At 36.0% G+C, this 14876-nt stretch carries 17 protein-coding genes, 1 other RNA gene and 1 pseudogene; 11 read left to right on the top strand and 8 right to left on the bottom strand.

The features are described from left to right. Nucleotides 1-12: 12 nt before the first annotated feature. The 8 genes from L1967_RS14885 to L1967_RS14850 all read left to right on the top strand — a co-directional run bounded on the left by L1967_RS14885 (nucleotide 13) and on the right by L1967_RS14850 (nucleotide 5956). Nucleotides 13-1629: a BCCT family transporter gene (locus L1967_RS14885; RefSeq protein ID WP_249602298.1), complete on the top strand. Its 1617-nt coding sequence runs from the start codon at nucleotides 13-15 to the stop codon at nucleotides 1627-1629. A 1-nt stretch (nucleotide 1630) separates the two neighbouring features. Next, nucleotides 1631-2488 carry a universal stress protein gene (locus tag L1967_RS14880; protein WP_249602297.1) on the top strand — a complete coding sequence of 286 codons (858 nt, stop codon included), beginning with the start codon at nucleotides 1631-1633 and terminating at the stop codon, nucleotides 2486-2488. 138 nt (nucleotides 2489-2626) lie between these two features. Next, on the top strand, nucleotides 2627-3232 hold the full coding sequence (locus L1967_RS14875; protein ID WP_249602296.1) for a hypothetical protein: 606 nt from the start codon (nucleotides 2627-2629) through the stop codon (nucleotides 3230-3232). Between the two features lie 21 nt (nucleotides 3233-3253). Then, nucleotides 3254-3559 (top strand): winged helix-turn-helix domain-containing protein, encoded by a 306-nt coding sequence (locus L1967_RS14870; protein WP_249602295.1) that lies wholly within the window; start codon nucleotides 3254-3256, stop codon nucleotides 3557-3559. A 47-nt stretch (nucleotides 3560-3606) separates the two neighbouring features. Continuing rightward, a complete protein-coding gene (locus tag L1967_RS14865) occupies nucleotides 3607-3924 on the top strand; it encodes a hypothetical protein (protein ID WP_249602294.1) in 318 nt (105 codons plus the stop codon). Nucleotides 3925-3927: 3 nt separating this feature from the next. After that, on the top strand, nucleotides 3928-4701 hold the full coding sequence (locus L1967_RS14860) for an oxygenase MpaB family protein (protein ID WP_249602293.1): 774 nt from the start codon (nucleotides 3928-3930) through the stop codon (nucleotides 4699-4701). Nucleotides 4702-4754: 53 nt separating this feature from the next. Next, nucleotides 4755-5255 carry a Coq4 family protein gene (locus tag L1967_RS14855; RefSeq protein ID WP_249602292.1) on the top strand — a complete coding sequence of 167 codons (501 nt, stop codon included), beginning with the start codon at nucleotides 4755-4757 and terminating at the stop codon, nucleotides 5253-5255. Beyond that, the gene (locus L1967_RS14850) at nucleotides 5252-5956 is read left to right on the top strand and encodes a hypothetical protein (RefSeq protein WP_249602291.1); all 705 of its coding nucleotides are present in this window, start codon (nucleotides 5252-5254) and stop codon (nucleotides 5954-5956) included. The genes L1967_RS14855 and L1967_RS14850 overlap by 4 nt, the downstream gene beginning before the upstream one ends. 54 nt (nucleotides 5957-6010) lie before the next feature. Here L1967_RS14850 and lepB read toward each other — a convergent pair whose 3' ends face one another. From lepB to L1967_RS14825, 5 genes are all read right to left on the bottom strand, one after another. Then, nucleotides 6011-6688, bottom strand: coding sequence for a signal peptidase I (lepB, locus tag L1967_RS14845; RefSeq protein ID WP_249602290.1), 678 nt, complete (start codon nucleotides 6686-6688; stop codon nucleotides 6011-6013). Nucleotides 6689-6703: 15 nt separating this feature from the next. Beyond that, on the bottom strand, nucleotides 6704-7279 hold the full coding sequence (locus tag L1967_RS14840) for a hypothetical protein (protein WP_249602289.1): 576 nt from the start codon (nucleotides 7277-7279) through the stop codon (nucleotides 6704-6706). A 65-nt stretch (nucleotides 7280-7344) separates the two neighbouring features. Beyond that, on the bottom strand, nucleotides 7345-7728 hold the full coding sequence (locus tag L1967_RS14835) for a hypothetical protein (protein WP_249602288.1): 384 nt from the start codon (nucleotides 7726-7728) through the stop codon (nucleotides 7345-7347). Between the two features lie 76 nt (nucleotides 7729-7804). Beyond that, nucleotides 7805-9826 carry a M13 family metallopeptidase gene (locus L1967_RS14830; RefSeq protein ID WP_249602287.1) on the bottom strand — a complete coding sequence of 674 codons (2022 nt, stop codon included), beginning with the start codon at nucleotides 9824-9826 and terminating at the stop codon, nucleotides 7805-7807. A gap of 70 nt (nucleotides 9827-9896) precedes the next feature. Continuing rightward, a complete protein-coding gene (locus L1967_RS14825) occupies nucleotides 9897-11096 on the bottom strand; it encodes an NAD(P)-dependent oxidoreductase (protein WP_249602286.1) in 1200 nt (399 codons plus the stop codon). Between the two features lie 502 nt (nucleotides 11097-11598). Here L1967_RS14825 and ssrA point away from each other — a divergent pair. The 3 genes from ssrA (at nucleotide 11599) to L1967_RS22295 (ending at nucleotide 13004) form a co-directional block, all read left to right on the top strand. Further along, nucleotides 11599-12001: a transfer-messenger RNA gene (gene ssrA / locus L1967_RS14820) on the top strand. Between the two features lie 135 nt (nucleotides 12002-12136). Continuing rightward, complete coding sequence (locus L1967_RS14815; RefSeq protein ID WP_249602285.1) at nucleotides 12137-12808, top strand: hypothetical protein; 672 nt, start codon at nucleotides 12137-12139, stop codon at nucleotides 12806-12808. 64 nt (nucleotides 12809-12872) lie between these two features. Continuing rightward, nucleotides 12873-13004, top strand: a complete 132-nt coding sequence (locus L1967_RS22295; RefSeq protein WP_262917451.1) for a hypothetical protein — start codon at nucleotides 12873-12875, stop codon at nucleotides 13002-13004. A 209-nt stretch (nucleotides 13005-13213) separates the two neighbouring features. On the opposite strand, the gene L1967_RS14810 is transcribed toward L1967_RS22295, so the two are convergent. The 3 genes and pseudogenes from L1967_RS14810 to L1967_RS14800 all read right to left on the bottom strand — a co-directional run bounded on the left by L1967_RS14810 (nucleotide 13214) and on the right by L1967_RS14800 (nucleotide 14766). Beyond that, nucleotides 13214-13534, bottom strand: coding sequence for a hypothetical protein (locus L1967_RS14810; protein ID WP_249602284.1), 321 nt, complete (start codon nucleotides 13532-13534; stop codon nucleotides 13214-13216). 10 nt (nucleotides 13535-13544) lie between these two features. Next, a pseudogene (locus L1967_RS14805) lies at nucleotides 13545-14492 on the bottom strand (RHS repeat-associated core domain-containing protein); the annotation flags it as partial. A 103-nt stretch (nucleotides 14493-14595) separates the two neighbouring features. Next, nucleotides 14596-14766 (bottom strand): hypothetical protein, encoded by a 171-nt coding sequence (locus L1967_RS14800; protein ID WP_249602282.1) that lies wholly within the window; start codon nucleotides 14764-14766, stop codon nucleotides 14596-14598. Nucleotides 14767-14876: the final 110 nt, after the last annotated feature.

The following is a 14876-nucleotide window of genomic DNA, read 5'->3' as shown; positions in this document are numbered from 1 at the left end:
TAACAAATTAATATGGCAGAAAAAGTTACCAGAAGCGACGAGAAAAAATCCATTTTTGGATTAGAGGTTAACGGCCCGGTATTTTTCTCTTCGTCCATTATTATTATCGCAAGTATAGTCTTAACGCTCATTTACGAGAAAAAGGCAGAAAAAGTTTTTGAGAATGTACAAAACTATGTGGCCAACAATGGCGGATGGTTTTTTGTGCTGGTCGTAAATATTTTTCTTGGTTTTATGATCTATTTGGCCTTTAGTAAATTCGGGAATCTTAGAATTGGCGGACAAAACGCAAAACCAGAATTTAAAACCGCATCCTGGTTTGCAATGCTTTTTAGTGCCGGGATGGGAATAGGACTATTATTTTGGAGTATTGCTGAACCTATAAATCACTTTAATGAGCCACCAATGGCTGAAGGAGGTACAGTTGAAGCTGCGCGCGAAGCCATGAGTTTCACCTTTCTTCACTGGGGTTTTCATGCATGGGGAATTTATGCTTTAGTAGGGCTTGCGCTTGCCTACTTTACTTATACCCGTGGTTTACCGCTTACGATACGATCTGTTTTTTATCCATTTATAGGCGATAAAATTCATGGTTGGATGGGGAACGTAATCGACATCTTCGCTGTTTTAGCCACACTTTTTGGATTGGCCACTTCTCTTGGATTTGGGGTACAACAAATTGCTGCGGGAGTAGACCATGTATTCGGGATTACCAACGATATTACGACTCAAATCATCATAATTGCCGGAATTACGGCAATCGCCACTTTATCTGTGGTGTTAGGAGTTGATAAGGGTGTTCGTATTTTGAGCGAATGGAACATGAGAATTGCGGTACTTCTTTTAATCCTTGTTTTAGTATTAGGACCAACGATTTTTATCTTTCAGTCTTTTGTTCAAAATACCGGGAATTATTTTTCAGATTTCTTAATGATCTCTACCTGGACAGAAAGTTTTACCGGTACCAAATGGCAAAACAACTGGACCGTATTTTACTGGGGATGGTGGATTGCCTGGTCTCCTTTTGTGGGAACTTTTATCGCCCGTGTCTCTAAAGGCAGAACGATAAGAGAATTTGTATTAGGGGTGCTTATTGTCCCTTCATTAATCACCTTCTTTTGGATTTCCGCCTTTGGTAGTGCGTCTATTCAGCAGGTATTAGGCGGAGATAATGCCATTGTGGAAGCCGTAAACGATGATGTTGCTACAGCACTTTTCGTATTTTTAGAACAATTTCCGCTGGCAACCGTTCTTAATGTGGTGGGCGTTATTTTAATCGCAGGATTTTTTGTAACCTCTTCAGATTCTGGTTCCTTGGTGGTAGACAGTTTAACTTCAGGAGGAAAAATAGATGCCCCGGTAGGGCAACGTATTTTTTGGGCTGTGGCTGAAGGTACTATCGCCGCCGTATTATTAGTAGGTGGTGGTTTACAGGCCCTGCAGACCGCATCGATCGTCACGGGGCTTCCCTTTGCTTTTATTTTGCTGGTAATGTGTTATTCGCTCTACAAAGGCCTTAAAGAGGATATGCGTAAACTAAACAAGAAAAAAGAGCAAAAACAAAAAGAGAATTACGAAGAGGTCGTTAAAGAAATAGTACAGAAAAGAAACCTGAAAAAAGCCGATTAAAATGATGAATATTAATACGATAATGGTAGGACTGGATCTTTCTCCCATGGACGATCACCTAATCGCATACGCCTCTTTTTTAGCAAAAAAATTAGATATCAAAAAGGTCTATTTTCTTCACAATGTCAAAAAATATGCAATTTCAGAACTATTTCAGGAACAATTAAAAGAACTGGATTTAGAACAGATTATTGGCGATGAACTTTCTGAAAAGATCACCAATAGTTTTTATGCTGAAGTTGAATGGGATACACTAATTGCTGAAGACCCTTATACCGAATCGATTTTTAATCATGTGGTAAATAAATATTATATCGATATGATCCTGGTGGGCAACAAAATCGATTATGAAGGTGCCGGAGTGCTTACCGATAAATTACTTAGAATGGTAAAATGCCCGCTATTGATTATTCCTGAAACCAGTACCCCAAAAATAGATAGTATTTGGACCGGAACCGATTTTTCCAGAAGTTGTATGAAAATCTATACTACCGTAGATTATATTCAGGAGAAAATCAATGCGGATATTGTAGCCGCCCACGTATATCAAATCCCGGCGCAATTTTCACCATACGTCTCGGCAGACACTATGAAGGCAAAACTGGAAAAACACAGCCAGGAGCGTTTGGATAAATTTATACAACGTATGCATAAGTCTTACCCTATAGAAGAAAAAGTGTTAGACAGTAAAGATGCTACGATCGCTGAAAAACTGATCGAATGTTCGCAGGAGAATAATGCCGATCTTTTAATGGTTGCCGATAAAGGAAGTAATAATATCTCTTCTTTGATGTTGGGAAGTGTTACCGATGAGCTTTCTACGGCTAATGCGAAAATCCCAATTTGGGTAGTGAAATAAGCTTTTAAAAAAGCATTATGAAAATTATGCAATCTGAGTTTTAGCTAACAACTTTCTTCATTGAAAGAAATAAAATTCTAAAATTCAGTTGCATAATTTATTTTTATATATTTACTTTGATTTTCAAAGTACTTTAAAATGAGTAAAGATTATTCACAAGACCTGTCTGAAATTAGAAATTTAATGAACCGCTCTTCGCGGTTTCTTTCCCTTAGCGGAACCTCTGGAATCATGGCCGGGATTTATGCAATCGTAGGCGCGGGAATTGCTAAAATCTATTTCTTCCCTACCCAGCTTGATTATGAAAATATTGGATATGCCAGTCCGCAACTCATACCGATTGTGATCGATTTATTGTTGGTTCTTTTGCTTAGCGTGGTAACAGCCTATGTGCTTTCAGCCAAAGAAGCGAAGAAAAATGATGAAAAAATCTGGGATGAAACGGCAAAACGCCTGGCATTTCACTTTTTGATTCCGCTACTTACCGGTGGCGCATACATTCTTTTAAAATTGAATCAGGGTAATTTTGCTTCAGCTGCTTCATTGATGTTAATCTTTTACGGACTCGCTTTGATAAATGCTTCAAAATATACAATTGGCACCATAAAATATTTGGGGATTTCAGAGATTTTGATCGGATTGATCTGTGCCTGTTTTCCCGGATATGGTTTTTGGTTTTGGACGATAGGATTCGGACTTTTGCATATTGTTTACGGAAGTTTAATGATCATTCAGAAAAAATAATTTCCGAAGAAAACGTCCAAAGTGAGTATCATAGAAAACATAAATAAACTTTTTGACCATCGCATTCGATTGGGGATCATGTCGGTTTTAATGGTGAACGAAAAAGTCAGTTTTAATCAGCTAAAAGAGCTATTGGAAGTGACCGATGGTAATTTGGCCAGCCATATAAAAGCGCTTGAAAAAGCCGAATATCTTGAGGTTCAAAAATCCTTCGTAGATCGCAAGCCAAACACCAAATATAAAGCGACAAAAGTTGGGAAGTTAGCATTTAAAAAACATATCGATGCGTTGGAAAGCATTATAAAATCGAGAAATGAATTAAACTAAATTTTTTTATTAACCTACTTTGAAATTCAAAGTAAAATTTATGTATTATGACTATAGAACATCCATTGAAATTAAATTACGCTTTGGCCTCTAAACGAGCACTTAGCGGAGCCGGAATTGCATTACTCTTATTGGCAGTCATCTTATTAATAGTTGGCGAAATTGAAAGCTGGGTGTATATCCCTATAATTACCACTTCGATTGGTGGTGCCTGCAGTGGTTTATTGTATTACCTGGTCCATGATTTCTTGTTTAAAGGCCATAAATACACAAAATTGATTAGTATTTTTTGCGGATTTTGCTTTCTCTTCATTTTTTGGTTAAGCTTAGTTTTCGCGTTAGCACAAGTAGGACTTTGGGATTAAACTATGGAAAAAACCTATTTCACAAAAAAAGACTCGATTGTTCGCCAGATTTGGGGAAAAGCAGATACCATTATGTTTATTTTTGCCGGTGCTGCTGCTGAATTTGCATTAAATAAAGCAGTAGACTGGTTGTATTACACCGGCAGGCTTCCAAAAGATCCTTTAGGTCGCCTCTTCTCTACCGTGAATTACGCGAAAGTGATTGTTTTTGCTGAAGAAAAAGCTGCTTTCCAGGCGATTGACCAGATGAATAAAATTCATGCTAAAATTGAAGAAAATCGAGGTTTTAAAATCCCGGAATGGGCGTATCGTGATGTACTTTTTATGCTAATCGATTATTCTATAAGAGCTTTTGAAGCTTTAGAACGAAGACTAACGTTGAATGAAAAAGAAGAAGTACTAAGCGTATTTCTAAAAGTTGGCCACGGAATGAAAATCGAGGGATTACCAAAGGATTTTAAAGACTGGAAACAACAGCGCGAACTTCAGCTTCAGGAAAATTTTGAGCATAGTGATTTTACCCAGGATCTCTTTGTTCAGTATAAAAAACATCTAGGTGTTGCTCGTTATCGATTATTGCTGGAAGCACAAATTTTAATGGCGCCAAAACGGGTAAAAGAATTACTGAATTTCCGGGAACATTCGGTTTTAATCGCTGTAATTCCGCTATACCGACTAAGCCGATCATTTAAAATCGATTACATCCTGAAGGCACTTATTTTGCCTAAAGACTATAAAAACGACATCAAAGCTTTAGATCATTCGGTCATTCATTAATCAAAAAAATTTAATTAAACACTTTGAATTTCAAAGTACTTTAAACTATCCTTATGCGAAAAAGATTCATTCACTGGCTTTTCGATCAAACGCAGAAAATATACAGGCGATGGCTAAAACGCGATCATATTCCGTGGAATATCAGTACTGCCGATTTGCTAAATTACCCTAAAGAGAGTTTTGGTTATCATCTTGGCCAGTTTCTAAATAAAAATAATTTTCAGCTCATCGCTAAAGTAGAGCGTCACGATGCTTATCACACCCTTTGCGGTTACGGAATAACTGTTGAAGACGAAATCGCCTTGCAATATTTATGTTTTGGAAACGGAAAGCGCAGTCCTTATATGTTTGGCGCCATTATATTAGGTAGCCTTATTTTGCCCGATTATTTTAGATATTACTACCGATCTTTTAAGATTGGGCAGAATGCGAATACGTTTCATCATTTTGACTTTAAAGAAGTGCTTCCGCTAAACTTTGAAGATTTCAGGCAGGCGATATTTAGCCGAGATTATATAAATTCAGTAACCATTTTATCTACTCCGAAGCAATGAAAATCATCGCTAAATTCGAACAATTTCATCTACAGGCAAGACAAAACATCTGGATTAGATATTTTGCTATTTTTTGCCGAATTGCATTAGCAGCCGGTTTTTTACCCTCGGGTTTTGTAAAAATAAACGGGGAACGTTTTACATCTTTACCAAATGATCATCCCATGGGGCATTACCTGGAAGCACTATTTTATACCGGTTATTACTATCCTTTTATTGGCGTGATGCAAATGCTAGCGGCAATTTTACTTTTAATTCCGCGTACCGCGACTTTAGGCGCTTTAATTTATTTGCCCATTATTTTAAATATCATGGTGCTTTCTTTAGCTGTAAGATTTGAAGGATCATTACTAACCTCACCACTTATGTTTACGGCTGTGATATTTTTACTGTGCTGGGATTACCATAAACTAAAATATATTCTTCCGTTAAAGCAAAACAGTAGTGAAAAATTACTACCGCAACAATCAAAAATCAAAAAATTTCCGTTTGCATTTTTCGGTGGCGCGTTCCTTTACGTAATCACTTTTGTATTTTTTATCACCCACGTTTATACTATTATGCCCCGGAATACTTTATCTGATTGCGAAAAACAATGTAGTGATGCTGATAATCGCGAAAATTGTATCACATTTTGCGAATGTATCCACGAAGAAGGAAATTCGCTGCAGGAATGTTTGAAGGTTTATGAGGGTGAGTGATTGGTAAAAATCAACGCTGTAATCTCGAATATTAGGTTAATAAAAATTCCAATTTTAATAAATTACGGTTCCTTTAATATTTTTTAATTCTATAAAACCAAAATACCTGGAATCTTCCGAATTATCTCTATTATCACCAAGAACAAAGGCTTTCCCTTCAGGAACAATTATTGGCCCAAAATAATCTTTATTCCAGTTAGCATTGTAGATATTTTGAATCCTTTTATCAACTTCTGTTTGGTTAAGCACTACTTTTTGATCTGATACACCAATTTCTCTAGCAAAATTATCATCTATCATTATTTTATATGTAGAATCATTTATTTTCGAAGCATATCCAAATTCATTATACGCTATTGATTTTGGTAAGCTTTCGTACTTTTCTATAGAAAGATGATAGTTGTGAATAAAGTTAATACCTCTATCTAAGTTTTTACCATTAATAAACAAAATGCCACCTTTAAGTTCAATTGTATCACCTTGTTTACCAGTTAATCTATGAACCCTAAAATGAGCTCCAAAATTTTCATCATGATGTAAATAGGAAACAAAATCACCGTTTTTTGGAGTTATTAAATTTGATGAAACAAAGTATTTCCCCATTTTTAAATTTGGATCGTTAGCAACACTGGAATTATGAAATACTTTAAAAATCCCTGATTGCCCTAAACCATTATAAATTAGAAATATTGCCAATAAAATGCTACCAGTAATTAGCAGTTTTTTCTTCATGATTTAGATGAAATTCTATTCGTTATTATACTCCAGATCAAAGCTTTTCAAGCTAGTATTTTTAAATTTAGTGATGATCTTTGCTATTTTATCGTCTTCTCCTATTACTCCAAATTGATGTTGTAAATCGTGATTTGTAGCGATTAAATAATCTTCCGGGTTCATTAGATTTTTAAATCCGGTAAACTCCTCATTTATATCTGCATACCTATTTGAAAATTCATTATCGAGCCAAATCTCGATTTCAGCTTTAGATCTTAATTGCTTTGTAAAAATATACAGGTAGCTTCCAAATTCGTGTGGATAATAGAAATTTTGATTTGGCATGATTAATAAATCCCTTACCGTTCTGGTTGCAAACCCAAACCAGGTTTTCTCTATACGATATAACTGCTCAAAATTTATTTGATTCTCTTTTAATTTAGAGATAGGCATAACGTATGTATTCCCAGCTTGGATGTATTGATACATATAATACCCATCTAGCATTACAAGTTGGATAAAGTTTTCTTCAGGAAGATCTGATTCAAATTCTAACTGCGCAAACCCAGCTATTCCCAATTTTTGGAATAATACAATAAACTCAGTCATTTTCTTTTTTTGAATAATCCTTACGAACTAAAACTCTTAGCTCCGTAATCTAAAAGCTAGCAATATTATGATCTTTCAAAATCAAATATTCGATCCTTTAAATAATTAATTTCTTTCTTCTCCTTTATTTTAAATCTGATATAAATTATTGAAAAAGGGAGAATGAAATAGATAATTGGAAACAACAAAAATCCTTTAATAAGCATAATAACAGAAGTCAATATCCCAGATCCAAATGCTAGTTTTGCAGCTATAGGTGATTTAAAATCCAGTTTTAGATCATAATATCCATTCTCATTTAAAGTACCAATTAGCCTATAGTTGTTAGGAAAATATGCTCTTTGCAGTTCTAATTTTTCTGGACGGATATAACCAGAATAAAATCCATTCACAATTAGCTTATTCAGGATTTTAGAATTTTTATCTGATTTTCTTAATGTCCTTTGCAACCCTATAATTTAATAGTTCCTAATGGCCAAAATTCATCTTAGCTGACTTTGAAAAAATTCTTTCTAAATTATTTACTTACCAAATAAGAATTCTTTCATCTTCAGATAAATACAATGAATCTTCTGGCTGTACATCGAAAGCTTCATAGAAATGCGGATTGTTCATTAAAGGTCCGTTTACTCGCCATGATGGTGGCGAATGCGGATTGTTATTGATCCATAATCGTAGAAATTCATCCTTCATTTTTACGCGCCATATTTTCGCAACCGAAAGGAAAAATCGCTGATCTGGCGTAAATCCGCCGATCTTTGTAGTATCCTGGCCTTGCTCGGTCATTTTAAAAGCATCGTAAGCAACCGCCACTCCGGCAATATCGGCAGTATTTTCACCAACCGTCATTGCGCCTTTTATATGAAGGGAATCCAACACTGTAAATTCATCATATTGATCGATCACCTGCTGGATCCTCGATTTAAATTTCTCGTAATCGCTATCTGTCCACCAGTTTTTCACGTTTCCTTCTTTATCGAATTGCGCTCCCTGATCGTCGAACGTATGGGTTAATTCGTGACCAATCACCATTCCTATTCCGCCGTAATTTAAAGCGTCATCAGCTTCGTTATCAAAATAAGGAGGTTGTAAAATTCCTGCCGGAAAAACAATTTCGTTTGCTGAAGGGTTGTTGTAGGCTGTAACTGTAGAGGGTGTAGTAAACCATTCTGATTTATCGACCGGCTTTCCTAACTTTTCAAGATTACGCTGATACGCTGCTGAAGAGGCCGAAACAATATTTTCAAAATAAGTATCCCTATCGATACTTACATTGCTATAGTCTTTCCAATGATCTGGATATCCTATCTTTTTGGTGATCGCAGCCAATTTTTCTTTGGCTTTTAGTTTCGTGCTATCACTCATCCACTCTAAATCCTCTATTCTTTTCGCATAAGCCTTTTGTACATTATTCACCAGTTCCTGCATGCGTTCTTTGGCTTCTTCAGGAAAATATTTCTTAACGTACAATTGCCCTAAAGCTTCGCCAAGATATCCATCTACGGCACTTGCCATGATCTCTCCGCGGGTTTTCTGAACTGCCTGCCCAGAGATCACTTTGGTAAAATCGAAAGAAGCATCTACAAAAGGCTTGCTTAAATTATCTGCATAATTTTCTAACGTATGCGCTTTTAAATAAACTTTCCAATCTTCTAAAGGAACTGCTTTTAAAAGCGAATTCAGTTGATCGTAATATTCTGGTTGCCCAACATCGATAGAATCTGTTTGGGCATTTAGATCTTCTAAAACTGTAGCCCACCCAATATTTGGATGTTTTTCCTCAAGTTCGCTCACCGCCATCTTATTGTAATTAGCTTTTACATCACGACGCTCGATCCTGGTTCTATGCGATTCGGCGATCTGCTTCTCGATATCATAAACCAAATCGGCTTTCTTCGAAGCTTCAGCATCGCTAACTCCGGTAAGCTGAAATAATGTTGAAAGGTATTTTTTATAAGCTTTCTGAATTGCTTCTGTTTCTGAATCTTCACTGAAATAATAATCCCTATCTGGCAAGCCAATCCCCGTTTGACTGGCATGAGCAATATTCATCTGGCTATTTTTATCATCTGGCCCAACGTAAAAGCTTAAGATAGAACCATTCCCCGACCTTGTTGCATTGGTTACAAAATGCATCATCGAAGAAATATCTGAAATAGCATCGATTTCATTCAAAATTGGTTTTACAGGATCGAATCCTCTTTTGTTTATCGTTGCCGTATCCATCCCTGAAGCATAAAAATCGCCTACTTTTTGAGCAATACTACCTTTGGCATTTTCACTTTTAGATACACTATCCAGAATTCCTTGTAATCGAAGTCGCTGTGGATAATTCATAAACATATAGGCTCCTGCCCCAGCCTGTGTTTCAGGAATCGTAATGGTATCGTACCATTTGGCATTAACGTATCTAAAAAAATTATCACCCGGTTTTAGATCCTGACTGATCCCGGTGATTTCTTTGAATTTCTTTTGAGGAGTTTTTTCTTCCTTTTTACAGGAAGCCAGGGAAAGTAAACCAAGAAGAAGTAATGATGTTTTTTTCATGTGATTAATAGAGAAGTGATTAATTCTAATGTCTAACAAGATACGATATTGGATAAAACGGCTTCAAATTTTAGCTTACAAAATCCTGTAAGTAACTGTATTTAGGTGTTAATTTACCATTTTTAGTCATTCGAGCTCTTTCTAAAATGCCATTTTTATCGTTATTGAAAAAAGCCGGCAAAACGTGTTCTAAAAACATTTCACCAAAACCTTCACTGGCATCTTTAGGCAATTCGCAAGGCAAATTATCTACCGCCATCACGGTAATCGCTTTTGGGTCTTTAAAATCTATTTCCTCCCCTGATTGCGGATCATATCCATAAATAGGATCGGCGATAGTAGAAGGTCTTATTGTGCTAGGGATTGGGCCAGCGATATCACAAGAAATATCTGCAATATATTTGATGCTGAAATTGGGTGTTTTAGCATCTTCTTTTGTAAAAAATACCGGAGCTCCCTGCCCGTAAAAATGTCCCGCAATAAAAAAGTCACTTACCACGGCAAAACGCCAGAAATCTGATTCGTACAACTCTGGATTACTGAAAAACTCCGGAATACTGCCTTCTGCTCCATCTTTACGTTTATTATAATCTAACACATCGATATGGCAATACACAGGCTCATCAAATTCTTCTGAAAGATACTCTGGCACCTCAACTTCTCTAATTTTAAGATGATCTAATATTTCTTTAGCGCCGCGTGCTACTTTCCCACTACCGGTAAGTACAATTTTCAAATTTGGGACTTTAATTTTATCCAATTGGGTCAACATCTCATTTAAATCTGAAAGGCTTTCTACTTTTGGCAAATCATAAAATTCATTTTTAAGTCCGATGGCACGAAATCCGTTATAAGCCCCTACCAAACCGGCATATCTGCCAAAACCAATTAGTCGCATTCCGCTTTCACTGGTAATCACCTCGTGATCAAAAAGCTCGATTTTTTTATCTAAAATTGCCTTTAAAAGATCGCGATTATAGGGTTGTTTTTTGATAGTATGAGAAAAGAAAAAGTATTTTTTATTGGGAATTAGGCTTTTAATTGGCACTTCCTTTACGCCAATCATCACATCGCAGTCGCTAATATCTTCGGAAACCTGAAACCCTTGGTTTTTATATTCTTCGTCTTTAAAAATCCGAATATCAGATTGCTGTACTTTAAATTGAGCTTCGGGAAATTGATCTTTAGCTTGTTTTAGATGTTTTGGTGAGAATACCACGCGACGATCTGGTGGTGTTTTTTCTTCCCGAATGATGGCGAATTTTAGCATAAAATGGTATAAGTTTTGTACAATTAATATCGGTTTTAAAAGACTAAAGTTTGCAGAAACAGCTAACAAATTTTAAATTTGCGATCTATTTTTGAACTATTCAATTTAGATAAATAAAATTTAAATTTGAAGGCTTTTTGACATCTTAGGAAAAAGTTCTAAAATTTTTAAATCTCGATTATCGAGTAAACTACCTTGTCGCAAGCCTACGAAATAATTATTAGAAAATTATTTTTATTTTCGAGGTAAGTCTTGGTGTATTTAATCCCGATTATCGGGTAAAGATATAAATTTAATAGTACCTTTGCAGGCCTTGCCATTTTGCAAGTGGTAAGCTGAATTTGATGTTCTTTGTTTGATGGGTAATGGATTTTGCGTTAGGGATAGTAGCGGTTAGCTTTTTGTGAGGCGACGAGCAAAAACTAAAAGCGGATAGCCCGCCGTTTGGCCGAGAGGGCAAGCGGAACGCCCAAAAAACAAAGCATAATGTTCTTTACATATTGGGGTCGACTTGGTTTTGACAGCGAGTCTAATTGAGTTGTAAGCACGCCGAGCGCTGGGATATAGCTCGTAAATCTCATATTTCACACTTTTTTAAACGGCGAGAATAACTACGCCTTGGCTGCGTAACCGAATCACAGTAGGTTTTGCTTAGTCCCTACTAGGTAGGGAGCCGAGATGTCTCGTGGAAGCCCTGATTTACGGCGTCCACACCAGAGGCACCGATAAAGTAAATATAGAAGCCGCAGTGCCTTGATGCGGTTTTGAAATTTAATTGAGGATACGGAAAGGGTTAGGTTGTTTTCGGCCAGATTTTTTCCCGACAATCCAAGCGAAAACTAAGCGTGTAGAAAGCTTCTGAATTGCTTGTTTGGACGAGGGTTCGAACCCCTCCGACTCCACTTAATAGCCTCGTAACACCAGTGTTTACGGGGCTTTTTATTTTGCGTTGACAAAATAGTTGACAGAACGTATTATTTATTATGCTTAAATACTTACCTCAAATTTAGTATATTTATACTAATTAAGCATAATTTACTATGGATACTACCTTTCTCTTATTGTTGATTTTAACCGCTATTACTTTTGTACATATACCGCTAGCTACTTTGCCAGCTATTGAAGCAATCATTCCTTCTTTATTTCCTACCTGCAAAAATAAATATTCAAATTATCATCCTGGTAACAATATACTTAGGTCTATTGGTTCTTTAGCATTTTTGATATTACCTATTTTTATTTTTAGTCTATTTAAATCTTTAATTGTAGAAAATGAGTTGGCACATACTGCTATCATTTGTTTATTTATCTGCATTACGTTATATCTTATTTATTTTAATCGCACTAGCTTTTGGTCTAAAAATTTCAAGACGGTAGAGAATCCAGAGATTAAAAAGTTACGACAATCAAAAGAGAATGATGATAAAATCAATGGTATGAAATTTCAGATTGAAGAGTTATCTAAGAAGATAATTGTAAAACCTAGAAAGTCTGAATTAAGAAATGAAAAAGTAAAAGTTGCCAAACAACAATTTGAATTATTTAAATCTGATCTAAAAAAATTACCTGAATTCAATTCTCGTGATAAAAAATTTGATTCGTTTAAAGACGAAAATCTAACTGAATTACAAACCTATCAAACAGCATTGTGGTTCTTTAAAGAAAACTATAATCTTATGAAAGGTACGCTTACAAGTAAAGCCATCCATTGAGACTGCTTATAAAATCGCTGAAGCTCTCGAAGTGTCTTTGGATTATTTAACTGGTCTGTCTGATTTGGAACTTGACAAAAATATCGTTGATGTGATTACCAGTTTACAGAAGTTGAACAGCGAAGATAGAGAGCATATTTTCACTACGATTAATGCGTTAATTCGGGATGCTAAAGCTCGTAACACCTACGCATAAAAAAACCACAACATTTCTGCTGTGGTTCTTGTAACAATAAATTCTTCGTTTTTATATACCAAAAAACTCGGTGTTTAATATCTCCCAACTTTGCCCAGTACAAGAATACTCAAAGCTTGTTTTACTACCACCACCATTGCTAAAATCATAATTTCTGTTTTTATAGGTAACTGTAAAATCTATCAAATTAATAATAGCCTGTTCATTTTTTAGGATGAGCGGTTGTATAGATACTGCAAAAATTCCTTTACGTAAAAGCCTTTTGCTTTTTTTTTATACACATCAATGTATTTGATGTTGTATTGCCCTATTTTCTTTGGTAAGTACACTTCAGGAATATCCTTCGATATAAAATACAAATCCTCTATTTTGACAGCTGAACTTCCATTTTCGAACATTTGCTGAAAATTATCGATATGGTTTTTTATTGCTGATTCATAAAACATTTTAATCTGTGATTCTTCTGTTTGTGAATGTCCAAAAAGACAGTTACTAACAATAAAAAGAACCAATAATATACTTTTCCTCATAATACTTTAATTACTGTTTTGGTGTTACAAACCTTTTTTGAGGTATTGTGGCTATTACACCGCCACCACTATAGATATATACCGTTTTGCTTCTTCTGCCAAAAACATAGTTCGTTCTTGTTGAGCCATTGGCATCTTGTGGCGATGGTGCTTGTCTCCAACTATGCGTTGTAGTGCTGCCACCTCCTAATGTTGTTGACGAACCTGTAGCACCACTATTATTGCCCGAACCTACAACAACTTGACCACTTGGATGGCTATGGAATGTTGATTTAGAGTTAGCGTATATTGTGTGTGTAATTTCAGCTGTTACTACTTGGCCATTTTCATTTGGAACAGGTGTAGAAACATCTCCAGGCGTAGATTCTCTAACCGTGCCATCATTATTTACCACTCCGCCATATTCTCTGTTATTAGCGTCAGAGGTTCCGCCTCTACCATTATCCTGATTCACAATATCAACCATAGATTGTCTGGTTTCAGCACTTCCTTCAATCTCAACGCTATTGTCATAAGCAATGCTATTCTCTTGAAAAGCTGCGGTGTTGCCACTATTCTTTTTAATGAACTTTTCAGTAGCCTTGGCTTCGCTTTTAGTTATCCCATTAGCTGCGACACCACTTTTAAAACTTTGTTCAGATGTTTTCACAACGTATACTTTACCATCCTCAATACCGTCATTACCTATTTCTTTGCCATCTTCATTAATAAAAATGCCATCTTGACCATCAGGGTCAACAACCATCAAAGGGCTGTTATAAGCAAAGTTATACGGTGTCCAACTCATATAGCTTTCAGCGTGATTATCCATATTAAACCACCTTCCTAAAGCTGGGTCGTAGTTTCTTGCGTGGAAGTCGTACCAGTCAAGACCTAATTCCTCTTGATGTTCCTTACCTTGAAATTTATACGGATGTTCCGTACCATTCACGACATTATTATAACCTCGATGTTTAAGCCCAAAAGGGTAGACGTTTAGGCATTTTTTTCAACTATGGCGCACTTTTCAGCGGTTTACCTCCAAAAATTTTTTATAAGAACGTAATACAAATATACTCATTTTAGCCTTTAAAGAGCTTGACTAGTTCTATTAATAATCTTAAGGTATCATCCGTTGGGTCCTGGATTTTGCTAACAAATATGATCGCAGCAATCCCTAGGGTTATCTGCCACCACTTCCAGTTACCTGCTCCAGCGGTTACCTGATTATTGTTTTTTTTCTTTTTTCCCATATCAATCGTATTTGGGTTATTTTAAGATCAGAACTTCTAAAGTCAACAGAGTTGTCAGATAAAAAAAGGACAGACCTCCGAAGCCGTCTGTAAACCCTTGTCAATACTGG

Source organism: Zunongwangia pacifica (assembly GCF_023499215.1).
GTDB lineage: Bacteria > Bacteroidota > Bacteroidia > Flavobacteriales > Flavobacteriaceae > Zunongwangia > Zunongwangia pacifica.
Note: the sequence above shows the minus strand (reverse complement) of the source record. Positions and strands in the feature narration are given on the sequence as shown.